The following is a 24,239-nucleotide window of genomic DNA, read 5'->3' as shown; positions in this document are numbered from 1 at the left end:
AGGCCAGCCCGCCGATCTCGAACGACCGCACCCGCATCCGCCCGGCGGGCAGGTCTTGCATATCGAGCAATGTCAGCGCCGCCACCCGACCCTCGATGTCGAACAGCACCGCCTCCAGCACCAGCCGCTGAAGATCCCCCCCCGAATCGTTCTGCGCCACAAACACCATCTGACAAGCCCCGTCGCGGGGGTATAAGGCGTTGAGCTCGAGAAAGACCGGATCCGCGGAGGCACTGGTCGCCGTCAGGAAAAACGCAAAGGGCAGGATACGAGAAGAGATCGTCATTTCAGTTCCGTTGACCATCCGTTTGAAGGAAACCCGCCAGACCCTTTGCCAGCGGAATTGGAGAGCGGGCCGTTACGAAGAACCCGCCGTTTTCGCAGTATCGTCGAAACGCGAGGCAATACGGCTTTGCGCGGGTCATCGCGTTGCTTCGGCAAGGGCCAGCGGCACCAGAAAGCGGCCGTCGCCGGTTTCGACGAACCCGGCCCGCAAGCCGAAGACCTCGGCCATGCGGTTTGGCGTCAGAACGGCGTCGGGTGGTCCATCGGCCACGATGCGGCCCTGCTGCAGGATCACCAGCCGGGTGCAGTAGCGAGCCGCCAGCCCGAGGTCGTGCAACGACACGAGGATCCCCTGCCCCGCATCTGACAGCTGCCGAAACCGCTGCATCAGCGCTATCTGCTGCGCCGGATCCAGGCCGGCGGCGGGTTCGTCGGTGAAGATCAGGGGCGTGTTCTGGACCAGCACCCGGGCCAGAAGAACGCGTGCCAGTTCCCCGCCCGATAGCTCGGTCGCCGGTCTGTGCGCGAAGGCCATCAGCCCGAGATCCTCGAGAACTGTTTCGACCCGTCGGGCCGCGACGTCCGGCAAGGCGGACCCCTGCCTTCGGTGCGGAAGCAATCCCAGCGCGACCACGTCCCGTACGGGCATGGGCCAGGCCACGGCCCGGGTCTGCGGCAGGAAGCCCACATGGTTTGCCCGCGCCAGTGCAGGCATAGTGGCCAAAGATGAGTGCCCGCGATGCCGAAGCAATCCGAGCGCCGCACGCATGAGTGTCGTCTTGCCCGCTCCGTTCGGGCCTATCAGCCCGACGCATTCCCCAGGCCCGAGTGCGAGCGATGCGTCGGACAGCAGGGCACGAGCGCGCCGGGCAACGCTCAGTTCCCGCAGTTCGAGCAGCGGCCCGGTCAATGTCCCAGCCTTTCGGGGGTGTCCTCGATGGCTTCGATCCCGCCGTCATGCATCAGCGACCAGACGCGGACCAGTTCGGCGTCGAAATGATCGTCGCGTGCCGCCTGCCGGATCCCCACCCTGAGCGCGCGCCGCTGTTCGCGCCCTTCCGGCAGGATCAGGACATCCGGGGTGACGCCCGCGCGCAGATGCTGGCCGAGTTCGGTCTTCAGCATGACCAGATCCGACGGGCCGAAGCGCTCATAGAGCCAGGTCCAGGCCCGCGCGGCCTCGGGGTCATAGGGCTTCTCGCGACCTTCGGCATCGGTGAAAGGACTGGCGGGATAGAGCCCGGCGCAGGGCACCAGTCCTGCGGGAATGGTCTGGTTGGCCGAATGTGTCCGGCCGGCGCGAAGCAGCTGCGGCAGCACATGCGTATGCGGTCCCGGGGGGGACACGCCGCCGGTATCGGGACCGCCAATCTTCTGGAACACCTCGACCCGGCCGAGGCGGGTCAGCGCGACACGGTGCGGATGCGCCGCGAGGATAGCCCCCATCGCGGGGTTGCCGGGCTCCATCAACGGCCGGCCGGCCTGCGCGCGCAAGACCTCGACAAGGTCCGGATTCGCCGTGCGGATGCAGAAATCGACCTGCGGCTGGGCAAGACCCATATCAAAAAGAACTGCCGACTGATCCACGACGCGCAGCGCTTCCCGGTCGGGGCCAAGCTCGGTCAAGACATCGCGCCGCTTCATGGCAGCGGCGTCCGTCGGCAGACACAGCATCAGCGCCTGCCCCCAGCGCCCGGCCCGCGGCGAGAGCGTTTCGCAAGCGACGGGCTGCAGCTCGGGCGGCAACGACAAACGGATGCCGCCGCGATCGGTGACGCGCATCAGCGGCTCGGTGGCGGAAGGTTCGTCGGGGTCATGCCGGAATTCGGCGATGGCGCCGAAAGACCCCATGGACCAGCCGTTGCCGGGATCGGCGAGATGGCGTTCGAGAAGGGCTACGGTCGTTGGAAGATTCATGACAGACCTTAGGCGTTTTGCGCGAAACGGGTGCGCAGGATGAGCAGCAGGAAGAAGGGCGCGCCGAGGATCGCCAGCAGCACCCCCAGCTTCAGGTCGCGCCCGGGCAGGATCAGGCGGACGGCGATATCCGCAGCCAGCAGCATCGCCGCACCACCAAGGGCCGAGACAGGCAGCAGGCGCGCGGGATCGCCGTGCGTGGCCCGGCGCAGCATGTGGGGCACCATGAGACCGATGAAGCCGATGGAACCGGCAACGGCGGTCGCGCCGCCGACCACCGCCGCCGTGCCCAGAAGAACGACACCGCGCAGACGGCCAAGACTGACCCCCATCGAGGCGGCGGCATCTTCGCCCAGTGTCAGGGCTGAAAGCGCGCGCGCCTGCGTCAGCAGCAGAGCGCATCCCAGCACAACGAAAGGCAATGCAAGGGCGACATGGCTCCACGAGCGGTCGGCAAGTGACCCCATGAGCCAGAAGACGATCTCCTGCGCGGCGAAGGGATCGGGCGACAGGTTCAGCACCAGCGCCAGTCCGGCACCCGCCAGCGCCGAGACGCCGATCCCGGCGAGGATCAGCGTCAGCGCGCCCCCCGCAGGTCCGGCCAGCAGTGCCAGCACCAGCACCGCGGCGAAGGCGCCGCCCAAACCCGCCAGCGGCAGGGCCAGTGCCATGGCCGCAGCGAGGCCCGTTTGCAGCGCAAGCACTGCCCCCAGCGCCGCCGCGCCAGAGACACCCAGCAAACCCGGCTCGGCCAGAGGATTGCGCAGGTAGCCCTGCATGACCGCCCCGGACAGCCCGAGCCCCGCACCGATTGCCGTCGCCAGAACCGCACGCGGCAGGCGTAGTTCGCGCATCACCAGCGTCATCGGCCCCCCGTCACCCCGGATCAGGGCAGACAGGCTGTCGGCAACCGGCACCGCGGCGGGGCCGATCAGGAGCGACGCCACGAACAACAAAACCACGAGCGTCAACAGGGCGGGAACAAGCAGGCGGCTCATGGTGTGGTCTCGTCGATGAGCCGGGCGACGGCATCCAGCACGAAAGGCGTGCCGCAGACCCAGTCACGGTCATTCGCCGCGACCCCGGCGCGAAAGGCGCGGCTGTGGCGCAGAGCCGGGTGGTGCAGAAGAGCGCGGGCCTCGGACCAGCCCTCGGGGTTGCGGGCGGGCTGACCCAGGATCAGCCGGTCGGGATCGGCCATCAGCAGCGTTTCCAGCGCCACCATGCCGCCCCATTCAAAGCCCATCTCATCCGCGAGATTGCGCAGACCCGCCGCGCGCAGAATGTCGCCCGACAACGTGTTCGACCCGCCGGTCCACCCGCGCGCGGAATAGAGAACCGCGCGCGGAACCTCGGTTCCGGCGCGGACTTGCGCCTGATAGGCGGCCAGCCGTGCGCGGTCGTCCCGAAAATCGGCGATCAGCGCCTCGGCTTCGGTCTCACGCCCCAAAGCCGTACCCATCTGGGCCAAGGCATCCTCGATATCGTCCAGGCTGTATTCCGGCTCGAAACGGATCACCGGCACGCCCAAGCGTTGCAGCATGGCGACCGTGGCAACGGTCGAATAGCGGCCGGCCAGAACGAGGTCAGGTTGCAGCAGGTAGATCTCTTCGGCCAGCCCGCGATTGGCGGGCAGCGAGCGCGCGGCGTCACGCAAAGGGGCCACCACACCGTCATGCGCAAGATAGCTTCCCGAGACCAGCTGCCCGGGCGCCGCCAGCATCAGCGCCAGTTGATCGGTACACAGGTTCATCGACACCACCCGCGCGGGTGGTGTCGTCTGAGCGCCAGCGGCGCCGGTCCCAAAGACCAGCGCCAGCATCAACGCCAACCCCTCAGAAGCGCGCGCGAAGACCGACATAAGCCGACCGCCCCCGTCCTGCGTAGCCCCACACATCCATCACGTCGGCGTCGAACAGGTTCGACACCCGCCCCACCAGCGTCACGCGGTCGGTCAGATCGTATTGAGCGGCCAGATCGACGGTGGTGTAGGCTGGCAGTTCGACCGTGGAATAGGCGCCCCAGAACTGGGTGTCCCAATTGCCCCGGACATGGCGCAGATCGGCGCTGAGGCTGCCCCGTCCCTGCGCGAAGGCCCATGTCGCGCCCATGGACAGCTCGTGCCGGGGACGGCGGATCTTGACGCTGCCATCGGGGTTTTCGGCGTCAAGCCAAGTATAGGCCATGCGCAGCGAAAGCGCGTCCGTGACCTGCGTGCGACCGCTGATCTCCACCCCGTGACGCGGGCTTTCACCGATCTGGTTGATATAAGAAAAGGTGCCCGGTCCGGTCGAAACGGCGGTGATCTCGTCGGTCAGTACCTCGTGGAACAGGGTCACGTCGACCATGCCATTCGTGCCGACCGGCATTTCGAGCCCGAGATCGATCGAGCGGTTGCGCTCGGGCCTCAGGTTGGGATTGCCGACATAACCGAAATCGTTCGCATAGAGCTCGAAATAGCTGGGATTCACGACGCCGGTTCCGGCCGAGCCATGAACCCTCCAGCCGCCGCCAAAATCATAGGCCGCAGCGAGCGTCCATGTCGTGGCGTCTTCGAAGACCTCGTTGTCATCGTAACGCGCGCCGGCCTGCACGGAGAGGCCGCCGAACTCGCCCCGGTATTCCAGCGCAAACGACGTGCTGGCACGGTCATAAAGCGGGTTCGAGCTGCTGGAATCCTGCTCCCATTCCAGCATGGCGTTCAGCAGATGCGCGCTGGTCTCGACCGGCGCACCGTCCAGCCCGAAGCTCAGACGGTAATGCGCGGCATTGGTCTGCGTTTCGATGGGCACGGCGCCATTATTGCTTCGGGAGTTCTGCGTCGTGGCGAGCGAGAGGCGATGCACCAGCCGACCGCCTGCCATCGCATAGGTCACACCGATCCCCGCTGTCAGCTCGTCGACCTCGCTGAACTGGGTGGGATCGTCGACGACATAGGAACCGGGATCGGTCGCCAGATAATTTGTCGAATCGTAATCGGAATACTCGCGCGACCGGCGAAGGGTGAAATCCACGGTCAGATCGTCGGTCAGCGCATAGTCGCCCGACAGGATAGCCGTTGACCGGCGGATCTCGTCGCGCTCGCCGCCGTCGCCCGAATTGTCGTAGCCAAGGTCATGGAGATGCGCCAGCGCCAGCGAGATGCCGCCCCTGTCCCCGCGCCAGGCAAGAAACCCTGCCGCCCGATGCGCGGCGCCGGTTTCCAGCGTGAACGCGCGCGTCAGGCCGGGCGTTGCACGGCGGGTGACGATATTGATGACGCCCGCCGACGCATTCGAGCCATAGACCACGGATTGCGGGCCGCGCAGCACTTCGATGCGTTCGATCATGGCGGTTTCCAACCCGCTGAGGGTGTATTCACCATCCCCGCCCGCCGCTTCGATCCCGTCGATCAGGATCAGCGTGTGATTGACCTCGGCCCCCCGGATGCGGACCTGCGTGAAGTTGTCGCCCGACCCGCTGACCGACACGCCGGGCAGCGCGCGCAGGGCCTCCTGCACCGTGATAAGACCGCGTTCCTCGATGTCTTGCTCGGTCACAACGGTGACGGCGCGGCCGAGATTGTCTTCCTCGACAGGCGTCAGGCCACCGCTGACGATCAGCGTGCCGAGGTCGTAGTAAGTTTGCGCGCCGGAAAGACCGGGCGTCAGAGCCAGAATGGAGACAGCAGAAAGCAATAGGCGCATGGAACCCCCGAACGGATGCGCAGGCACCCGGAACGGGTGCCGTCTGGACAACGATGTGCGGGGTCAAGAAACCGCCGCGGGTGAAATTCACCGCGACGGCATGGCCGTTGCCCTGGCGCCCTCCGCGCCCGGAACAGGGTGATGTGCCGGCAGGTCTCCTGACTTGCGGGTCATCGCTTGGCCGGGCCTTCCCGGAGCCTGAAGCCCCAGTGGCATATCCGACCGCGCTCGCCGCTCACAGTTGCGGGGGCAGTCCCGGAATTGCGCCTAGAACTCAAGCGCGCACCGGGTTCCCTTCTTGCGTCCTGCACGGTGAAACCGCGCAAGAACCGGAACAGGGATTGGCTAACATTGACGCGACCCACAGGTCAAGCGAAGCTGCGCCAGGAAATTGCGCGCGGACACTCCGCAAGACGACCTGCCGATCGCCCCGATCAGCCCGCCACTGAATGTCTATGCGGGGCTCAGGCCGGGGGCATCCTCGACAGACGCGCTTCTGGTCGCGCCGACAGGAATCAAGGCGGTGCCGGGAAAACGGTTATTCGCTTTCTATATCGGTCAGGGTTCGCAAGACCGCTTCCACATCGTCCAACAATCCCGTCCAGCTTCCATCCCAATCAATGCCGTTGATCCGCATGAGGAACAGCCCCTCGACGGCCAGAAAGGCAACCCGCGCGGCGCGGGCCTCGGGTCCATTTCCGTTCAGGCGCGCGAAGATGCTGTGATACCAGTCGCGGGTCTCCTGCAGGTTCGCGGGATCCTCGAGATAGCTGACCAGCAGCGCGGCCATCTTTGCGTTCATCGCCTCGTTCGAGGCACGGGTCGCGGTGATGTAGCGAAGGACGAAACGGACCGGATCCTGCTCAAGGTGATCGCCGAGCAGCGCGTCGAATTGGCGGGTCCAGCGCTCGATCAGCGCGCGAATGATCGCGTCCTTGCTGGCAAAGGAATATTGGACCCCGCCTTTCGAGATGCCCGCCGCCTGCGCCAGCGCGCCAATCGTCAGCGCATTGCCGCCATGGCTGCGCACAATCTCTTCGGCGGCGTCCAGTAAACCGTCGCGCGAGATGGTCGGTGTCCGGCCCATTCCGTTTTCCCTCTGTCGTATTGCAATCCATACGTATGTATTTATATCGGCGCGTGCAACGGAAACAACAGGTGCTCCATGTCCGCCCCTCGCCCCGATCCCAAGCGCTGGCTTGTCCTGCTGGCGGTCATGCTGGCCTTTTTGCCGGTCGTTCTGGACATGACCATCCTGCATGTCGCTGTGCCCCGCCTGACGCAGGCCCTGTCCGCATCGGCGACCGAGGTCCTGTGGATCATCGATATCTACCCCTTGCTGATGGCGGGCCTGCTGGTGCCGATGGGCACGCTGTCGGACCGGGTCGGCAACCGCCGGATCCTGCTGACGGGGTTGATTGTGTTTGCTGCGGCCTCGGCCGGCGCCGCATTTGCCCAGAATGCGGCTCAGCTGATCGCGGCGCGCGTGGTCCTTGCGCTTGGGGGATCGATGATCATGCCCTGCGTTCTTGGCCTGATCCGCAAGACCTTCGACGATCCGAACGAACGCGCCATGGCCCTTGGTCTCTGGGGCACGGTCGGTGCGGCGGGGGCAGCGGTCGGGCCGCTGATCGGCGGTGCGTTGCTGGAGCATTTCTGGTGGGGATCGGTCTTTCTGATCAATGTGCCGGTGATGCTGGTCGTCGCGCCCGCTTGCTTTCTGCTGCTGCCGCGCACTGAGCGCACCACGCCCGGACACTGGCCCATCGGGCAGGCTTTGCTGCTGATCGTCGGCATGATCGCGCTCGTCTATGGCATCAAGGCGGGCTTCGGGGGCAAGCACACGCTGCCGGTCATCGCCGGCGTGACCAGCTTTGGCGCGGCGGCGCTGGCGCTCTTCGTGCGCATGCAGTTGCGCGCGCCCGAGCCGATGCTGGAACTGTCACTGTTGTCGCGTCCGGCCATCTTTGCGGGCCTGCTGATGGCACTGGTCGCGTCGGGCGCGCTGGCCGGGGTCGAACTGACACTGGCGCAAGAGCTACAATACGTTCTGGGCAAGACGCCGTTGCAGGCCGGTCTTTTCATGGTTCCCATCATGGCGGCTGCGGCCGTCGGGGGTCCGATTGCTGGCTGGCTCTCGAACCGGTTCGGCCTGCGCCGCGTGGCGGGCCTGTCCCTTGCGATCGGCGCTGTCACCCTGTTTTTCCTGGCCCGGCAGGATTTCCACGATCCGGGCCTGCATGTGCCGCTGGCGCTGGCCATGCTGGGGCTGACCCTGAGCATCGGGCTGACGGCCTCGTCCATTGCGATCATGGGCGCGGTCGAGGCCGAGAATGGCGGCGCGGCAGGCTCGCTCGAAGCCACGGGATACGAGCTGGGCACGGGTCTTGGCATCACCTTTTTCGGTGTTTTCATGACCAGCACTTTCGCCCGCGCCATCGAGCTGCCCGTGAGCCTGTCGCCCGAACTGGCCTCTGAAGCCGCGCGCAGCATCGGCGACACCTATCTCGTCGCCGCAGGGCTGCCCGATGATCAGGGCGCGGCGTTGATCCTCGCGGGTAAGGCGGCCTTTTCGCAGACCCACACCGATCTGCTGACCTTCGCGGCGGCCGTGATCATGGCTCTCGCGGTGGTGGTCTACATCGCGCTGGCCGGGCCGCGTCACGCCGCCCGCGCCACGAACCATTGACCCTGTGCCGCTCCAGCGGAAGACCCGAGCCCATGAATCCGATTGAAACAGAGCGCCTTGTTCTCAGGAACTTTCGCCGCGAAGACGCTGACCGATTGTTCGCCTATCTGCAGGCGCCGGTCGCAAGCTGCTTTCTGTCGCTGACGCTTCGGGACAGAGACGCTGCCGAAGCCGAAGCCGTCAAGCGCAGCGACGATGACGAACAGATCGCCGTCGCCCTCAAGGACACCGATCAGCTGATCGGAGATCTGTTCGCGCATGTCGAAGACGATACCGTCGCGGTCGGGTGGAATTTCAATCCGGCGTTTTCGGGACAAGGCTATGCGTTTGAAGCGGCGCGTGCGCTCTTTGCCCACCTGTTCGACGATCTTTCCGCGCGCCGTCTCTACGCGTATGTGGAGGATCACAACCACCCCTCGCAGAGGCTCTGCGAGCGGTTGGGCATGCGGAAAGAGGGGCTGTTTCTTGACTACGTTTCCTTCAGAAAGGATGATGCCGGTCAGCCGATTTACGAAAACACCCTGCAATACGCTCTTCTGCGCCGGGAATGGGAAGCCCTCGGCGGCGGATAAGGCCGTCGGGCCAGGTCCGGGGCAGAAGAACGCCGGCAAGCTAAAGTCGGAGGAGGCAGCGCCGATGACGGCACGGGATCAACCATCGCCGCGCTGCAAGAAGATCACGTTGTCTTCGACCCGCGCGGTCTGTCCTTCGGGGCCCCTCGCCTCGCGCGCGATCCGGCATATGCAAAGCCTTTGCCACGCGTCCGGCTGCAGACGCATCTCTGCCAGCGTGTCTTCGGCGGTAGGAAATCGCGTGCCTTCCGGCGACCACGACCAAGGCGCCCGCGTGCCATGCTCGACGATCAGCAGGTGGCCCATGGGCGCTACGGCGGCGGCCGCGCGCGCCAGCACGTCAGAGCGAGGCCAGTCATGAGGCGAGTGCAAGAAACTGGCCGTCACCAGATCGAAGCGCCCCTCGGGGAAGCTGAGTGACAGATCGTGCCGCTCAAACACGATCCGGTCCGCAACGCGCTTCCGGGCGGCGTTTCCGGCGGCCAGTTCCAGTGCGACAGACGAGATGTCTACCGCCGTCACCTGCCAACCTTCGGAGGCCAGCCAGACGGCATCATCGCCCTTCGCGCAGCCGAGTTCCAGCGCCCGGCCGGGGCGCAGCGGCGCCGCAAACTGGGCCAGCAGCAGCCCCGGCTTGCCCGAGGAGCCGCGCGCGCCGTTCTGATAGATGTCGTTCCAGAACTGATCGGGTGAGCTGTTGTCCATGGTGCGTATCCTTGATGCTGGTGCCGATCAGACCTTGCCGACGAGATCGGGATCGAAAATGAGCGAGCGATGGGCCGCCCCGCCAGCCAGGACGCCCGCAGCGGCGGCAAGCGTTGCATTGGCCATCGGGCTGGCAAGATCTCCGGCGGCAAAGACCCCCGTTACCGACGCCGCCTTCATCGGATCGACTGCGACATAGGGGCCGGTCGGCCCGTCTTCGAACGCACAGGCGAGTTGCTCGGCCAGATCGCTGGCGGGTGTCACACGCGGCGCAAGGAAGAGCCCGGCCAGCGGGACCGTCCGCCCGTCGGCAAGCCGCACGCCGCTGAGCGCGGGGGCATCGCCGATCAGACCTGTCACCGGCGTCTCCTCAATCCGAACGCCCCGCGCCAGCAGCGTCGCGCGCTGCTCGGATGAGAGGTCCAGCGCCCCTTGAGTGAAAAGCGTGGTTTGCCCCCAATCGGGCAGCATCATCGCCTGATGGATCGCCAGTTCGTTCAACGCCAGAACACCGACTGGCTGCTGGTCAAGCTCGTAGCCGTGGCAATAGGGGCAATGCAGCACTGTGGCGCCCCAGCGATCCGTAAGCCCGGGCAGATCGGGCAGATGGTCCCGCATCCCATAGGCAAGGATTAGCCGCCGACAAGCGAGCCGCGCCCCGTCGTCGAGCCACAGGGTGAATCCCGACCCGCTGCGCTCAGCTTTGCTGGCGCGGCTCTGACGGAAACTGACCGTCGCATAAACCGAAAGCTCTGCCTGCAGCCGCGCCTTGATCTCTGCGGGCGCCTGCCCGTCTTGCCCCGGAAAGCCGTGCGAGCTTGCCGCGAAACGGTTTCGCGGCTCGCCTGTATCCAGGATCAGCACATGCTTACGGGCGCGCGCCAGCTGCATGGCGGCAGAGAGGCCGGCAAAGCTCCCGCCCACAACGATCACGTCGAAATCCATCGGGCTCTCCCATTGATGTACTTCACTGTGTTACGTGATTCGTCCTGCGCCGGCAACACATGAAACTTTCATTGTTGCGTGGGATTTGGTAAAACAGGGGGCCACAGACAGGACAATCTCATGCCCCGCGATCTTCGCATGTCCCGCATGCTTCACGTGCTGATCCATATGGACCGCCATGTCGGACGCGCAACGTCGGACCAGATCGCGCGCATGCTATCAACCAATGCGGTCGTCGTGCGCAGGATGATGGCGGGCCTGCGCGAGCGCGGTCTTGTCACCTCGGAAAAAGGGCATGGCGGGGGCTGGGAGCTTGCGCGTTCCCTCGCCGATTTCACCCTTCTCGATGTGTACGAGGCCGTCGGGCAGCCGCCGCTGTTCAATATCGGCTCCGAGGCTGAGCCTGCGGAATGTCTTGTCGAAAAGGCGGTCGATGCGCGGATGGATGCGACGCTGCTGGAGGCCGAGAAACGCCTGCTCGCGGAATTCGCATCGATCCGCGTCGAGGACGTCGCGCAGGATTTCGAGCGGCGATATGCTGAGTTGCCGGGGGCTCCGGCGGAGATGACCGGGCCGGAATGCGGCGGCTGACGCCGAGCGCCTTCTCCTACGAAGTGCGTCCCTCGCCGGATCTGCGAAACATGCTGATCGAGACCGTGCCGCCGGACGGGTCGCGCGTGGCGCTGCATCTCGATCCCGGCCACTGCCACGAAGGCCCAAAACGCTCAGTGGCTCTCTTATGAAACACAGTGTTGCAATTTATCAGGCCGGGCCGTAATCCTTTGCCGACTCATTTAGTCGGAATTGGAGGCCGATCGTGGCGAACACTGAGATCGTCGATCCGCCAGCAGGAAACGAGGGCCAAGGCGGCCCGGATTTCTTCGCCAGCCTGAAACTGCTCATGCGACATGGACAGGAGGCCCGCTTGCCTCTGGCTGTGGCCGCGCTTCTGGCCACTCTCGCGGTGGCACTCGAACTGGTTCCCCTCTGGGTGGTCTGGTGGCTCGTGAGCGCGCTACTGGACGGCAGCGCGACGCCTGCGCAATTCGGGCTGGGGGCATTGCTGGCTCTGGCGGCTGTGGTCGCGGGTTATCTGCTCAACGGTCTGGCCTTGGGCCTGAGCCATGTCGCGGCATTCCGCCTGATCCACGCGCTGCGGCTGGCATTGGCGCGCCAGCTTGCGCGCCTGCCGATGGGTTGGTTCAGTAGCCACCGCTCGGGCGGCGCCAAGCGGCTTATCGTGGACGAACCCGAGCGGCTGGAAGTGCTCATCGCGCATGGCCTGCCCGAAGGGATTTCGGGCGTGGGCACCTGGCTGGCGGTGACGGTATGGCTGCTGCTCGTCGACTGGCGCATGGCACTGGCGTCGATGGCGCTGACCGTGGTGGCGTTTGTCTGCGTGATCCTTGCCGTCAAGCGCAGCGCGCGGCGGATGGGCGATTATCAGACGGCATCCGAACGCATGAACGGGGCCATTGTCGAGTATCTCGCCGGCATGGCGGTCATCAAGGTGTTCAACCGCACCGGCGAGAGCCTCGGTGAGACGGCGGACGCGGTGCGCGACTATGCCCGCATCGAGACGCAGATGGGGCGCGATTTCCTGACATTGGGGGCGATGTTCCTGACGCTGGCGATTGCCAATATCACCGTGATCCTGCCCGTCGGCATGATCCTGATCCATCAGGGCACGCTGAGTCTGGCCGAGCTTGCCCTGTTCGTCATCCTCGGCGCGAATTACAGCCAACCGCTGATCAAGCTGTTCAACTTGTTTCACAACCTCGCCCATCTCTCGATGGCTTCGACCCTGATAGACGAGGTCCTGGCCACCCCCGAACAACCCGATAGCGGCGACCGCGTAACCCTGCCCGACCGCGAGATCCGCTTTGAGGACGTGCGCTTCGGCTACGACGAGACCGAGGTGATCCGCGGAGTTGGCTTCACAGCGCGCGACGGGGCGATGACGGCGCTGGTGGGGCCGTCGGGTTCGGGCAAGAGTACGTTGGCCGGGCTGATCCCGCGGCTTCACGACGTAGGCGGCGGGCGGATCACGCTGGGCGGCGTCGATATCCGCGATATGGCACTCGACCAGCTGATGGAGGAGATCGCCTTCGTGTTCCAGGACACGTTCCTCTTCAGCGGGACGATTGCCGACAACCTGCGCTTCGGCAAGACCGGGGCCACACGTGCGGAGCTGGAAAGCGCCGCCCGGGCGGCCCGGGCGCATGATTTCATCATGGCCTTGCCCGAGGGCTACGACACCCGGCTGGGCGAAGGCGGCGCGGCTCTGTCGGGCGGCGAGCGTCAGCGGCTGGCCATCGCCCGCGCGATCCTCAAAAACGCCCGGGTCATCGTGCTGGACGAAGCCACGGCCTTTGCCGATCCCGATAGTGAAGCAGCCATTCAGGCGGCGCTGGACGAATTGGCGCGCGACCGCAAGCTGATCATCGTGGCCCATAGGCTGCACACGATCATGGCAGCCGACAACATCGTGGTACTGGATGACGGCCGCGTCGCCGAGACCGGCCGCCATGAAGCGCTTGTGGCGCAGAACGGGCTCTATGCCCGGCTCTGGGCCGACTACACGGCCGCGCGGGCCATTCCGCTGCGCGGCGAGGCAGAGACGGAGGCGGCACGATGAGCGTTACAGAAGCCGGGATCAGCATCCCCGAAAGCCGGTCTGATCTGGAGAGCCTCAAGCGAGCCTGGCAACTCGCCGGGCCGCTGAAAGGGCGGGTCGCGCGGGGTATCCTGTTGCGCTTTTTGCAAAGCCTGATGCTGGGGCTCAGCTTTGGCGTCGTCGTCTGGGTGGTCACCGGCTTGGCCGGGGGGCGACCGATGACGACAATCTGGATCCTGCAGGCAAGTGGGCTGATGGCCCTTTCGCTTCTCGGGCAAGTCGTGCTGGGCTACCTGTCCACGCGCGCCTCGTGGTTGTCCTCCTACGAAGTCGCGGGGCATCTGCGGCTCAGCATCCTTGAGAAACTGCGCCACCTGCCGCTGGGTTTCCATCAGGCGCGGCACCGGGGCGACACCGTGACGGTGCTCACCTCGGATATGCAGATGCTCGAGAGTTTCTTCTCCGACGGACTGCCGCGCATCGCCCAAGCGCTCGGACTGCCCGTGGCGATCTTCCTCGTTCTGTTGTCGCGCGACCCGCTGGTGGCGCTGTCGGCTGCAATCTCCATCGTCGTCGCGCTGCCCGTGTTCCTCGGCACCTCGCGGCGATTGTCGCGGCTGGGCATCAAACGTCAGGACATGCAGGCCGAAGCGGGCGCGAGGATGATCGAGTATGTTCAGGGCATGGGCGTGGTGCGGGCCTTCAATCAGGTCGCGCAGGGTCAAGAGAGTTTCCGCAAGGCGATTAACGATTTCCGCGACATCTCGATCCGCATGGTCGTGCAACTGACGCTGCCCATGGCGCTGTTTGGCATGATTGTCATGCTGGGCGCACCGCTGGTGATCTGGATTCTGGGCGGGCGGCTGGACGCGCTGGCGGAAACAGGCACGGCGATCACGGCGCTTTTGCTGTTGTTCTCGCTCTATGCGCCGCTGCTGTCGCTGCTGGGCGTGATGGAGGCCGTGCGCATGGCCGATGCCTCGCTCATCCGAATGGACCGCATCCTCTCCGCACCGGATCTGCCGGTCGGCGCCGATGCGCGCCCCATGGGCAACGAGGTCGCCTTCGAGGGCGTGCGCTTCGGCTATGCGCCGGACAAGGACGTGCTGCACGATGTCAGCTTCCGCGTGCCCGAGCGCACGATGACCGCCATTGTCGGCCCCTCGGGCTCGGGCAAAAGCACGATCCTGAACCTGATCCCGCGTTTCTGGGATGCCAGTGCCGGGCGCGTCACCATCGGTGGTGCCGATGTCGCCCGGATCGGCGAGGAGGGTCTGGCGGAACTGGTGACCGTTGTCTTCCAGCAGGTCTATCTGTTCTCGGGCACGATCCGCGACAACATCGCCATCGGCAAGCCGGGCGCCACAGATGCCGAGATCGAGGAAGCCGCGCGCGCCGCGCAGGCGCATGATTTCATCACCGCCCTGCCCCGGGGTTATGAGACTGAAGTCGGCGAAGGCGGGCACGCCCTGTCTGGCGGCGAGCGGCAGCGGATATCCATCGCACGCGCCATCCTGAAAGATGCGCCCGTCGTGCTGATGGACGAGGCCACCGCCGCCATCGACCCGACCAACGAGCGCGCCATTCAGACCGGGCTTGCGCGGCTGGTCGAAGGCCGCACGTTGATCGTCGTGGCGCACAAACTCTCAACCATCCAGTCGGCGGACCAGATTCTGGTGGTCGATAACGGCCGTATTGTCGAGCGCGGGCAGCATGAAGATCTGCTGGCGCGCGATGGGCTTTATGCCGGGTTGTGGAGCCACCGCGCCCGTGCCTCGGGCTGGCAGATGGGCGGCTGAGCGCTGGCGATACCGGCCGCAATACGCTAGGCACGCGCCATGCAGACGCCCTCCCAGCCTTCGAAAACGGATACGCCCCCGCGCCGTGGCCGGGGACGTCCGCCCCGGCTGTCGCGCGAGCAGATCGCCCGCGCGGCGTTGGAGCTGGGCCTCGACAAGGCGACGGTCACCGCGCTTGCCACGCATCTCGGCGTCGATCATTCCTCGCTTTATCGCCATGTCGAGAACCGCGACGCCATTCTGGCGCTGGCTGCCGAAATGGCGGTCGCGGATCTCGAATGGCGCGGCACCATGGGCGCGGGCTGGCGCGAGGACCTGATCGTCATCACCGACGCCATCTGGGATCTCTACGAGAAAAACCCCGGTCTGGCCGAGGCGTTCCGAAGCATGCAGGTCATGCCGCGCTCGGGCATCCGGTCTTTCGCCGAGGCTGTCGCCCGGCTTCAGGCCTATGGCTTTTCGCTGCCGGACGCGGTGCTGGCCATGGATACGCTTATCGACCTTGCCGGCGATTGCTTCACGGGTTGGCAGGGGCTGAACAGGGCGGGCGACGCGGGCGAGACCCCGCTGCAGCGCATCATCAATGTATGGCAGGACGAGGCTGCCGCGAACCCCGCGCAAGGCACAGAGATCGGCGGTATGATCGCGGTCATGCAAGGCACGTCCCGCGCTTGGTGGGAGCAAAAGCGTGACCTCGTGCTGGACGGCTTGTCGCTGCGCTGCCCGGCCGGTGGCGAGAGCCAGAGCTGATTGCCGCGAAAGTCTCCGGCTGAGTGTCCAGGATGCGGGCTTACCTCTGTAAGTCCGAAACGCTGGCTCCAGCGTAAGCCGCCGCCATCTCACGTCCCGAAATCTTGCGACCGACTGGCCTGACGCGGCCCGGCAAGCGCATCCTGTTACGGGATGCCGATCGCCAGACGGCGGAAATCCTCATTCCACATCGCATGGTTGCTCGTCAAAGGCCCGGCGTTTTCTTGTCCGGAGCATCGTCAAGAACAGTGTAGCCAAAATGACGTACAGTTGTGTACTGTAGAGCCGAATCGTACGACTGCAGGAGTGCACACATGAAATCGCAGTATCAGGTCGTCATCATCGGTGGGGGTGTGGTCGGGGCCTCGGTTGCCTATCACCTGACAAAGTTCGGCTGGCCCGATGTCGCCCTGCTCGAACGCGACGTGCTGACCGCCGGGTCCAGCTGGCACGCGGCGGGTGGTTTCCACGCGCTGAACTCGGACCCGAATATTGCGGCGCTTCAGTCCTACACGATCGACCTTCTGCAAGAAGTCGGCACGGAATCCGGCATCGAAATCGGTATGCACATGACCGGCGGCATCACGCTGGCCAGCGGCCCCGACCGCTGGGAAGCGCTGAAAGCCTCGCTGCGTACCTTCCAGTCGCTGGGCATCGACGATGTGGAGCTGATTTCACCGGAAGAAATCAAGCGCCGCTGCCCGATCGTCTCGACCGAGGGCGTGATCGGCGGGCTCTGGAGCGATCGCGAGGGGCATATCGACCCCTCGGCCGTGGTCCATGCCTATGCCCGCGCCGCGAAGAACCGGGGCGCGTCGATCCTTGAACACACCAAGGTTGAAAGCCTGTCGCAGCGCGCCGATGGCACCTGGGAGGTCCATACAGACAAGGGCGTCATTCTGGCTGAACATGTGGTCAATGCGGGCGGTCTGTGGGCCAAGCGGGTCGGGCGCATGGCCGGGGTCGAGCTGCCGGTGACCCCGATGGAGCACCATTATCTGGTGACGGAATCGATCCCCGAACTGGTCGAACTGGGCCGCGAGGTTCCGCTGATCGTCGACCCCGAGGGGTTCTCGTATACCCGTCAGGAACAGAAGGGTCTTCTTCTGGGCATTTATGAACGGGACTTCAAACACTGGCAGATGGACGGCGCGCCCTGGGACTTCGGGATCGAGCTGTTGCAAGAAGACCTCGGCCGCATCGAGGAAGAGCTGAGCCTCGGCTTCAGCCGCTTCCCCTGCCTTGAGACGACCGGGATCAAGCGCTGGGTCAACGGTGCCTTCACCTTCTCGCCCGATGGCAACCCGCTGGTCGGCCCGGTGCGCGGCACGCGCAACTACTGGGTCGCCTGCGGCGTGATGGCGGGCTTCCTGCAGGGCGGCGGTGTCGGCAAATCGCTGGCCGAATGGATGATCCATGGCGAGCCCGAGGCCGATATCTTCGGCATGGATATCGCCCGCTACGGCGATTTCGCCACCAACCGCGAGTATATCCGTCAGACCACCGGCCAGTTCTATTCGCGCCGCTTCATCATGTCCTATCCGAACGAGCAGCTGCCCGCCGCCCGTCCGCTGAAAACCCCGCCGGTCTATGCCGATCTCAGCGCCGCTGGCTGCCAATGGGGCGTCGGTTGGGGGCTGGAGCAGCCGCTCTATTTCGCACCCGAGGGCTTTACCGAGAAACCGACGCTGCGCCGCTCGAACGCGTTCGACATCATCGGCGACGAAGCCCGCGCCGCGCGCGAAGGCGCGGGGCTGCTCGATATGACCGCCTTTTCGCGCTACGAGGTCACCGGGCCGGGCGCCGAGGCGTGGCTGGACACCCTGCTCGCCTGCCGCCTGCCGGGACCGGGCCGCGCGCGTCTGGCGCCAATGCTGGGTCAGAACGGCAAGCTCAAGGGCGATCTGACCGTGCTCAACTGGGGTGACGGCAGCTGGTGGATCATGGGCTCGTATTACCTGCGCGAATGGCACATGCGCTGGTTCGAGGATCACATGGCCGAGGGCGTCAGCCTGCGCGACATCACGGATGCCACCACCGGCCTGTCGCTGTTCGGCCCGAACGCCCGCAAGATACTCGAGCGGCTCACCACCGACGACGTGTCGCACAAGGGCCTGCCGTTCATGGCCTGCCGCACGCTGGATTTCGGACTGTTCCGGACCAAAGTCGCGCGGATGTCTCTCTCGGGCGAACTGGGATACGAGATCAATTGCGGCGCGCTGGAACAAGCCAGCCTGCGCAAGGCGATCCTGAAGGCGGGCGCGGATCTGGGTCTGCGCGATGTAGGCTTCGCCGCGTTGCTGTCGCTGCGGCTGGAAAAGAGCTTCGGCATCTGGTCGCGCGAATTCACGCAAGGCTACACGCCGGCGCAGACCGGGCTCGACCGCTTCATCGATTTCGACAAGCCCGCTTTCGTCGGCCGTGGCGCAGCCCTTGCCGAACGCGCCAACCCGCCGCAGACGCTGGTTGTCATGCTGGAGGTTGACGCCACCAATGCCGACGCCACCGGGTACGAGCCGATCTGGCACGACGGCAAGCGCGTGGGCTACGTCACCTCGGGCGGATATGGGCACACCCTTGGCCGCAGCTTCGCCATGGCGATGGTCGACCGCTCGGTCTCGGCCCCCGGCACGGAATTGACGATGCACGTCGTCGCCGAAGAGGTCGCCGCGCGGGTGATCCCGGCCTCGCCCTATGATCCCTCAGGGCAGAAAATCCGGCAATGACCCGTCACTATTCCGCGCTTTCTCTCCTCAAGGAAGGGTTGACCGGCCAGAAAGGCTGGCAACCCGCCTGGGACGACCGCCCGCTCAAACCGCGCTACGATGTCGTCATCATCGGCGGCGGCGGACAGGGGCTGGCGACCGCTTACTACCTTGCCAAGACCCACGGGATCACCAATGTCGCGGTGATCGAAAAGGGCTGGATCGGCGGCGGCAATACCGGGCGCAACACCACGGTGGTGCGTTCGAACTATTTCTTTCCGGAAAGCGTGCGGCTCTATGACCTGTCGCTGAAACTCTACGAAAAACTGTCGATCGAGCTGAACTACAACATCATGCTGTCGCAGCGCGGCATGGTCAGCCTCGCCCATACGCCCGCCGAGATGGAGATGTCGGCCCGCATCGTCAACGCGATGCAGATCAACGGCACCGATGCCGAGCTGATGGATGCCGAGGCCGTGCGCAAGCGTCTGCCGATCCATCACGGCGGACCGGATGCGCGCTATCCCGCTTTGGGTGGCATCTGGCAGGGCCGCGCCGGCACCGCGCGTCACGATGCCGTCGCCTGGGGCTATGCCCGCGCGGCCTCCCGGCTGGGCGTCGACATCATCCAGCAATGCGAGGTCGAGGACTTCATCATCGAGGGCGGTCGCTGCCGAGGCCTGCGCACCTCGCGCGGCGAGGTCCGGGCCGAGCGCATCGGCATGGCGGTGGCGGGGCATACGTCGGTTCTGGCGGCCAAGGCCGGTTTCCGTCTGCCGGTCACATCCTATGCCCTGCAGGCCTGCGTGTCCGAGCCGGTCAAACCGATCCTCGACACGGTGGTGCTGTCGCCCGGCACCGGCACCTATGCCAGCCAGTCCGACAAGGGTGAGATCGTCATCGGCGGCGCTTTGGACCGCGTGCCGTCTTACGGTCAGCGCGGCAACCTGCCGGTGCTGGAAACGGTGATCGGGGGCCTGCTGGAAATGTTCCCGGCCTTCCGCCAGCTGAAGCTGATGCGGCAATGGGCGGGGATCGTCGACGTGGTGCCAGACAGCTCGCCCCTATTGGGCGAGAGCCCCCTGCCCGGCCTGTTCCTGAACGGCGGCTGGGGCACCGGCGGGTTCAAGGCGATCCCGGCGGGCGGCACGCTGCTGGCCCACCTTCTGGCGACCGGGCAGCACCACGACATCTCGCGGCCCTTCGACCTTGACCGTTTCACCACCGGGCGCCTCATCGACGAGGCCGCCGGCTCAGGTATCGCGCACTAGGAGTTTCCGATGCAGATCTTCTCCTGTCCCTTTTGCGGCCCCCGCCCGGAAACCGAGTTCCATTTCGGCGGCGAGGCCGGCAACGACCGCCCCGGTGGCGGCGCTTCGGTCTCTGCCGCCGATTGGGCGGCCTATCTCCATCTGCGCGACAACCCGAAAGGCACGGCGCGCGAGATCTGGATGCACACCACCTGTCTGGAGGTCTTCGTCATGGAGCGCGACACGCTGACCATGCGCGCCCAACCGGGCCACGCTTTGGGGAGCCACGGATGACCGCTTACCGCCTGCCCCAAGGGGGCGAGATCGACCGCACGCAGCCCCTGCGATTCACCTATGACGGCCGCCAGGTGCAAGGCTATGCCGGCGACAGCTATGCCTCGGCGCTGCTGGCCTCGGGCGAAACGGTGCTGGGCCGCAGCTTTAAGTACCGCCGTCCGCGCGGGATCTTTGGCGCTGGAGTCGAGGAACCGAACATCCACGCCGATATCCGCCTGAAGGGCCACGTCTACCCGAACCAGCGGGTGACGACCGAGGTCGCGCAGGACGGCGCCGAATTGCGCGCCTGCGGGGCCGCACCGGGCGCGAGGTCGGACCGGACGCGGTTCGTGGACCTGTTTTCGCGCTTCATTCCGTCCGGGTTCTACTACAAGACCTTCATGCGTCCGAACTGGCACCTGTTCGAGCCCTCGATCCGCGCGATGGCCGGTCTGGGCCGGGTCGATTCCACGCAGCCTGACGCCCTGCAGGGCGAGCAGCGCAACCACCATTGCGACGCGGTTGTGGTCGGTGCGGGGCCGGTCGGTATCGCCGCCGCGCTGATGCTGGCCGAGGCCGGGCAATCCGTGGTCCTTTGCGACGACGGCACGCGGGCGGGTGGCAGCCTTTTGTCGCGCGCGGCAGTGATCGACGGCATGGAAGGCGCGGCGTGGCTGGCGCAGGCGCTGGACCGGCTGGCGGAAGCGGGCGTCACGCTGCTGACCCGCACCACGGCCTTCGGGGTCTACGATCACGGGCTCATCGCCCTGAACCAGCGGCGCGAGGGGCAGGCCGATCTGCTTTGGCGTATTCGTCCGCAGCGGATCGTTCTGGCGGCGGGGGCCATTGAGCGCCCCCTGCCCTTCGACCGCAATGACCTGCCCGGCATCCTGTCGGCACAGGCCGGGCTGACCTATCTGCGCCGCTATGCGCTCGTTCCGGGCAAGCGTCTGGTGATCGCCGCGAATAATGACACCGGCGAGGAAATCCTTCGTGTCCTGCGTAGCGCCGGGGCCGAGGCCACGCTCATCGACACGCGCAAGGGAACCACGATCCGGTCCGCGCGGGGTCGCCAGCAGGTACAGGGCGTCACCCTGTCCTCGGGCGAGAGCATCGCTTGCGATGCTCTGCTGGTCTCAGGCGGGTTCACACCGACGATCCACCTGCACGCGCAATCGGGCGGCAAGCTGGACTGGGATGCGGCGAAACTGGCCTTCGTGCCGCGTCCGGGCACCAGCGCTGTCATCTCCGTCGGGGGCGCCGCCGGGCATTTCACTCTGGCCGAGGCCTTTGCCGCCCTTCCCGCCGCGCTGGGTGTGGGGCATGCCCCTCAGGCCGAGCCTCAGACCTATCGCGTGGCCGAGGCCTGGCCCAGGCCGGGCATGAAGGGACGCGTGTGGATCGACTATCAGCATGACGTGACGGTCAAGGATGTCGAGCTGGCCAAGCGCGAAAATTTCGTCTCGGTCGAGCATCTGAAGCGCTACACCACGCTGGGCATGGCTACGGATCAGGGCAAGACCTCGAACCTGCAGGGCCTTGCGCTGATGGGCGCGCTGACCGGGCGCACGATCCCCGAAGTCGGCACCACCACCTATCGCCCGCCCTTCACTCCGGTGCCGCTGGCCAGCTTCGCCGGTGCGCGCAGCGGGTCGCGGATGAACCCGGTGCGCCGTCTGGCGCTGGAACCGCAGCACCGCACGGCGGGGGCCACGCTGGGCGAATACGGCGGCTGGCTGAGGCCCGTGCATTACGGCGCCGATGACAGCGCGATCCAGAGCGAGGCAAAACGCGCCCGCCAGACGGTGGGGGTCTATGATGCCTCGCCGCTGGGCAAGATTGAGGTGATGGGACGCGACGCGGCCGAGTTCGTCGATTTCGTCTATTACAACACGATGTCCACGCTCAAACCCGGCCGCTGCCGCTATGGCTTCATGCTGTCCGAGGGCGGGATCGTGCATGACGACGGGGTGCTGGTGCGGCTGGACGGGGGGCGGTTCATCGTCTCGTGTTCCTCGTCGCATGTGGCGTCGGTTCACGCGATGCTCGAGGAATGGCGGCAGGACCGTTATCCCGACCGGCAAATCTGGATCCATGACGCCACCGCCGAGACGGCGACGGTCACGGTGAGCGGACCGAAGGCGCTGGCGGTCCTGAAGGGTGCGGGGATCGAGGCGGGCGATCTTGCGCATATGGCGACCGGCTGGACGGCTATCGACGGGCACGAACTGCGCGTGACCCGCGTCAGCTTCACCGGCGACCGGTCCTACGAGCTGTCGATCCGGCAGGATCTGGCGCCGATCCTGTGGGACCGGGTAATCGCGGCGGCCAAGGACGAAGGCGGCGGCGCCATGGGGATCGAGGCGCTGATGATCCTGCGGGCCGAAAAGGGCTTCATCGTTATCGGCAAGGATACGGACGGCATGACCCGTCCGATGGATCTGGGCTCGGACGCGCCGCTCAGACGCAAGAAGGCCGATTTCCTCGGTCGCCGCTCTCTGACCCTGCCCGAAGCGCAGCGCGACGATCGCAACCAGCTGGTCGGGTTGATACCTGCCGATGGTCAGGGCCTGCTGCCGGTCGGCGCGCATGGGATCGAGACCCGGGCGGGCGTGAAACACTCGATCGGTTACGTCACCTCCAGCTATCCCGGCGCGGGCGTCGATCAGCCTGTCGCACTGGGGCTGATCGAACGCGGCGCGCAGCGTCATGGTGAGGAAATCACGCTTCACCATCTCGGCGAGACGCGGCGCGCGCGGCTGGTCTCCCCCTGCTTCCTCGATCCGAACGGAGAACGCCTTGATGCTTGATCGCGCCCAATTCTGGCCCGTCCAACCCCGGCAGCTGACCGGCGACGGGATCACGGTCACGCTGCTGGACCCGGTGCCGCAACTGATGGTCAGCGGCGACCTGGACGCGGCCTGCGCCGCCCTCGATCTGCCCGCGCCGGTCGGACTGATGGGACAGGCGCAGGATCCGCGCGCGGCGATCCGGCTGGCCCGGCATCGGATGCTCGCAGTGGGCGTCACCCTGCCACATGCCGAAGCCAACCCGCAGGAGAGCTATGCGCTCACGCCCGCCACCGGCAGTCTGGCGGTCCTGCAGATCGGCGGTCCGCGCACCGATGAGCTGCTGGTGCGCGGCACGGCCGTGGATCTGAACCGGAACAGTCCCAGCGCCTCGCTGCTTTTCGCGGGGATCAACGCGGTCCTCTACCGTCACGGCGCCGACGTCCGGCTGCATCTGGACCGCGGACTTCTGGACTATGCCCTTGACTGGGTGCAGGCGAGCGGAGCGCTGGGGGCCTAGCCCTCGCGCTTTTTGCGCCCCCGCCCGGGTTTCGAGGCCGCCAATGTCTTCAGCGCCTGCTCCATAAACGGGGCGCAGGCGGCTTGTTCAGGCTCGACCCCCGAGAAGATCTTCAGATAGCTCGGGGCATGCGACACGCGGGTTTCCGGGCTTTCGGTATCGTCCAGCGTGAAATGCCCGATCTGGGTGAAATAGAGCACACGCGCGCGGATCAGCGCCTCTTCGGGCTCATTGCCGTAGCGCTGGAACATCTCGGCCAGCGCTTTCACCCGGGTCAGATCCGCCTGCAGCACGACCTGCCGCACCTTGGCATCGCGCCGCGCCCAGAGGCGCACGGCGATATCCAGTTCCGGGTCGAACAGGCGCTGATCGACCCAGCATTCAAAGACATTCATCACCGCCGCGTTCACATCCGGCGCCGGACGCATCGCGCGCTCTAAAATGGGGCCGGTATTCTTGGTCAGCCATTCATCCAGCATCGCCGAATGCAGATCCTCGCGCCCGCCGAAATGCCAGTAGAAGCTGGAGCGCGCGACATCGAGCTTGCGCGCCATGATCTGGATCTTCACCCGGTCGATGCCGTCCTTGACCAGCGTCTTCAGCGCCAGCGCCAGCCAGTCCTCTCGGGTCAGGGTCGGGTCGCGCGGCTCAGGGTGCTGGGTCGGGTCGGAACTCGGGCCAGCGTTCGGGCCAGAGCTCGGGGTGGCGTCATCAGGGGTCACTGAGCTGGCTCT

21 protein-coding genes and 1 riboswitch are annotated in these 24,239 nt (G+C 66.0%); of the genes, 11 read left to right on the top strand and 10 right to left on the bottom strand.

Annotated elements, in window-relative coordinates; translation table 11 throughout:
- The 7 genes from JI664_RS07605 to JI664_RS07575 form a co-directional block, all read right to left on the bottom strand.
- Positions 1-286 (bottom strand): hypothetical protein (locus JI664_RS07605; RefSeq protein WP_207013123.1); only part of this gene is annotated, 286 nt, incomplete at its 3' end.
- 135 nt (positions 287-421) lie between these two features.
- A complete protein-coding gene (locus JI664_RS07600; RefSeq protein ID WP_349768696.1) occupies positions 422-1,195 on the bottom strand; it encodes an ABC transporter ATP-binding protein in 774 nt (257 codons plus the stop codon).
- Positions 1,192-2,202: a DUF6925 family protein gene (locus JI664_RS07595; RefSeq protein ID WP_207013122.1), complete on the bottom strand. Its 1,011-nt coding sequence runs from the start codon at positions 2,200-2,202 to the stop codon at positions 1,192-1,194. The genes JI664_RS07600 and JI664_RS07595 overlap by 4 nt, the downstream gene beginning before the upstream one ends.
- 8 nt (positions 2,203-2,210) lie before the next feature.
- Positions 2,211-3,200, bottom strand: a complete 990-nt coding sequence (locus JI664_RS07590; protein WP_207013121.1) for a FecCD family ABC transporter permease — start codon at positions 3,198-3,200, stop codon at positions 2,211-2,213.
- Positions 3,197-4,063 carry an ABC transporter substrate-binding protein gene (locus tag JI664_RS07585; RefSeq protein WP_286173934.1) on the bottom strand — a complete coding sequence of 289 codons (867 nt, stop codon included), beginning with the start codon at positions 4,061-4,063 and terminating at the stop codon, positions 3,197-3,199. Before JI664_RS07585 ends, JI664_RS07590 begins: the two co-directional genes overlap by 4 nt.
- On the bottom strand, positions 4,038-5,888 hold the full coding sequence (locus JI664_RS07580; protein ID WP_207013120.1) for a TonB-dependent receptor plug domain-containing protein: 1,851 nt from the start codon (positions 5,886-5,888) through the stop codon (positions 4,038-4,040). Before JI664_RS07580 ends, JI664_RS07585 begins: the two co-directional genes overlap by 26 nt.
- 131 nt (positions 5,889-6,019) lie before the next feature.
- Positions 6,020-6,237, bottom strand: a riboswitch (cobalamin riboswitch).
- A 189-nt stretch (positions 6,238-6,426) separates the two neighbouring features.
- Positions 6,427-6,975, bottom strand: coding sequence for a TetR/AcrR family transcriptional regulator (locus tag JI664_RS07575; RefSeq protein WP_207013119.1), 549 nt, complete (start codon positions 6,973-6,975; stop codon positions 6,427-6,429).
- 78 nt (positions 6,976-7,053) lie between these two features.
- Here JI664_RS07575 and JI664_RS07570 point away from each other — a divergent pair, with 78 nt between their 5' ends.
- The gene (locus tag JI664_RS07570) at positions 7,054-8,577 is read left to right on the top strand and encodes an MFS transporter (RefSeq protein WP_207013118.1); all 1,524 of its coding nucleotides are present in this window, start codon (positions 7,054-7,056) and stop codon (positions 8,575-8,577) included.
- 32 nt (positions 8,578-8,609) lie between these two features.
- Positions 8,610-9,149 (top strand): GNAT family N-acetyltransferase, encoded by a 540-nt coding sequence (locus JI664_RS07565; protein WP_207013117.1) that lies wholly within the window; start codon positions 8,610-8,612, stop codon positions 9,147-9,149.
- A gap of 78 nt (positions 9,150-9,227) precedes the next feature.
- Here JI664_RS07565 and JI664_RS07560 read toward each other — a convergent pair whose 3' ends face one another.
- Both JI664_RS07560 and JI664_RS07555 read right to left on the bottom strand, forming a co-directional pair.
- Positions 9,228-9,854: a class I SAM-dependent methyltransferase gene (locus tag JI664_RS07560; protein WP_207013116.1), complete on the bottom strand. Its 627-nt coding sequence runs from the start codon at positions 9,852-9,854 to the stop codon at positions 9,228-9,230.
- Positions 9,855-9,881: 27 nt separating this feature from the next.
- Positions 9,882-10,799, bottom strand: coding sequence for an NAD(P)/FAD-dependent oxidoreductase (locus tag JI664_RS07555; protein WP_207013115.1), 918 nt, complete (start codon positions 10,797-10,799; stop codon positions 9,882-9,884).
- Positions 10,800-10,919: 120 nt separating this feature from the next.
- On the opposite strand from JI664_RS07555, the gene JI664_RS07550 reads away from it, so the two are divergent.
- The 9 genes from JI664_RS07550 (at position 10,920) to JI664_RS07510 (ending at position 23,505) form a co-directional block, all read left to right on the top strand.
- Complete coding sequence (locus JI664_RS07550; RefSeq protein WP_207013114.1) at positions 10,920-11,390, top strand: Rrf2 family transcriptional regulator; 471 nt, start codon at positions 10,920-10,922, stop codon at positions 11,388-11,390.
- A 226-nt stretch (positions 11,391-11,616) separates the two neighbouring features.
- Complete coding sequence (locus JI664_RS07545) at positions 11,617-13,437, top strand: ABC transporter ATP-binding protein (RefSeq protein WP_207013113.1); 1,821 nt, start codon at positions 11,617-11,619, stop codon at positions 13,435-13,437.
- Positions 13,434-15,215: an ABC transporter ATP-binding protein gene (locus JI664_RS07540; RefSeq protein WP_207013112.1), complete on the top strand. Its 1,782-nt coding sequence runs from the start codon at positions 13,434-13,436 to the stop codon at positions 15,213-15,215. The genes JI664_RS07545 and JI664_RS07540 overlap by 4 nt, the downstream gene beginning before the upstream one ends.
- A gap of 39 nt (positions 15,216-15,254) precedes the next feature.
- Positions 15,255-15,965 (top strand): TetR/AcrR family transcriptional regulator, encoded by a 711-nt coding sequence (locus JI664_RS07535; RefSeq protein WP_207013111.1) that lies wholly within the window; start codon positions 15,255-15,257, stop codon positions 15,963-15,965.
- A gap of 314 nt (positions 15,966-16,279) precedes the next feature.
- Complete coding sequence (locus JI664_RS07530) at positions 16,280-18,691, top strand: GcvT family protein (RefSeq protein WP_207013110.1); 2,412 nt, start codon at positions 16,280-16,282, stop codon at positions 18,689-18,691.
- Positions 18,688-19,941, top strand: coding sequence for a sarcosine oxidase subunit beta family protein (locus tag JI664_RS07525; RefSeq protein ID WP_207013109.1), 1,254 nt, complete (start codon positions 18,688-18,690; stop codon positions 19,939-19,941). Before JI664_RS07530 ends, JI664_RS07525 begins: the two co-directional genes overlap by 4 nt.
- Positions 19,942-19,950: 9 nt before the next feature.
- Positions 19,951-20,214, top strand: coding sequence for a sarcosine oxidase subunit delta (locus JI664_RS07520; RefSeq protein WP_207013108.1), 264 nt, complete (start codon positions 19,951-19,953; stop codon positions 20,212-20,214).
- Positions 20,211-23,006 (top strand): 2Fe-2S iron-sulfur cluster-binding protein, encoded by a 2,796-nt coding sequence (locus JI664_RS07515; RefSeq protein ID WP_207013107.1) that lies wholly within the window; start codon positions 20,211-20,213, stop codon positions 23,004-23,006. The genes JI664_RS07520 and JI664_RS07515 overlap by 4 nt, the downstream gene beginning before the upstream one ends.
- Positions 22,999-23,505 carry a hypothetical protein gene (locus JI664_RS07510; RefSeq protein WP_207013106.1) on the top strand — a complete coding sequence of 169 codons (507 nt, stop codon included), beginning with the start codon at positions 22,999-23,001 and terminating at the stop codon, positions 23,503-23,505. The genes JI664_RS07515 and JI664_RS07510 overlap by 8 nt, the downstream gene beginning before the upstream one ends.
- Here JI664_RS07510 and JI664_RS07505 read toward each other — a convergent pair.
- The gene (locus tag JI664_RS07505; protein ID WP_207013105.1) at positions 23,502-24,227 is read right to left on the bottom strand and encodes a TetR/AcrR family transcriptional regulator; all 726 of its coding nucleotides are present in this window, start codon (positions 24,225-24,227) and stop codon (positions 23,502-23,504) included. The two genes, JI664_RS07510 and JI664_RS07505, sit on opposite strands and share 4 nt — an antisense overlap.
- Positions 24,228-24,239: the final 12 nt, after the last annotated feature.

The sequence above is a fragment of the Rhodobacter sp. NTK016B genome (genome assembly GCF_017303295.1).
GTDB lineage: Bacteria > Pseudomonadota > Alphaproteobacteria > Rhodobacterales > Rhodobacteraceae > Pararhodobacter.
This window is presented reverse-complemented; position numbering and strand designations above follow the sequence as displayed.

Coding starts and splice junctions, on each gene's coding strand:
- JI664_RS07595 (WP_207013122.1), bottom strand. CDS start 2,202: ATGAATCTTCCAACGACCGTAGCCCTTCTCGAACGCCATCTCGCCGAT.
- JI664_RS07590 (WP_207013121.1), bottom strand. CDS start 3,200: ATGAGCCGCCTGCTTGTTCCCGCCCTGTTGACGCTCGTGGTTTTGTTG.
- JI664_RS07585 (WP_286173934.1), bottom strand. CDS start 4,063: ATGTCGGTCTTCGCGCGCGCTTCTGAGGGGTTGGCGTTGATGCTGGCG.
- JI664_RS07580 (WP_207013120.1), bottom strand. CDS start 5,888: ATGCGCCTATTGCTTTCTGCTGTCTCCATTCTGGCTCTGACGCCCGGT.
- JI664_RS07575 (WP_207013119.1), bottom strand. CDS start 6,975: ATGGGCCGGACACCGACCATCTCGCGCGACGGTTTACTGGACGCCGCC.
- JI664_RS07570 (WP_207013118.1), top strand. CDS start 7,054: ATGTCCGCCCCTCGCCCCGATCCCAAGCGCTGGCTTGTCCTGCTGGCG.
- JI664_RS07565 (WP_207013117.1), top strand. CDS start 8,610: ATGAATCCGATTGAAACAGAGCGCCTTGTTCTCAGGAACTTTCGCCGC.
- JI664_RS07560 (WP_207013116.1), bottom strand. CDS start 9,854: ATGGACAACAGCTCACCCGATCAGTTCTGGAACGACATCTATCAGAAC.
- JI664_RS07555 (WP_207013115.1), bottom strand. CDS start 10,799: ATGGATTTCGACGTGATCGTTGTGGGCGGGAGCTTTGCCGGCCTCTCT.
- JI664_RS07550 (WP_207013114.1), top strand. CDS start 10,920: ATGCCCCGCGATCTTCGCATGTCCCGCATGCTTCACGTGCTGATCCAT.
- JI664_RS07540 (WP_207013112.1), top strand. CDS start 13,434: ATGAGCGTTACAGAAGCCGGGATCAGCATCCCCGAAAGCCGGTCTGAT.
- JI664_RS07535 (WP_207013111.1), top strand. CDS start 15,255: ATGCAGACGCCCTCCCAGCCTTCGAAAACGGATACGCCCCCGCGCCGT.
- JI664_RS07530 (WP_207013110.1), top strand. CDS start 16,280: ATGAAATCGCAGTATCAGGTCGTCATCATCGGTGGGGGTGTGGTCGGG.
- JI664_RS07525 (WP_207013109.1), top strand. CDS start 18,688: ATGACCCGTCACTATTCCGCGCTTTCTCTCCTCAAGGAAGGGTTGACC.
- JI664_RS07520 (WP_207013108.1), top strand. CDS start 19,951: ATGCAGATCTTCTCCTGTCCCTTTTGCGGCCCCCGCCCGGAAACCGAG.
- JI664_RS07515 (WP_207013107.1), top strand. CDS start 20,211: ATGACCGCTTACCGCCTGCCCCAAGGGGGCGAGATCGACCGCACGCAG.
- JI664_RS07510 (WP_207013106.1), top strand. CDS start 22,999: ATGCTTGATCGCGCCCAATTCTGGCCCGTCCAACCCCGGCAGCTGACC.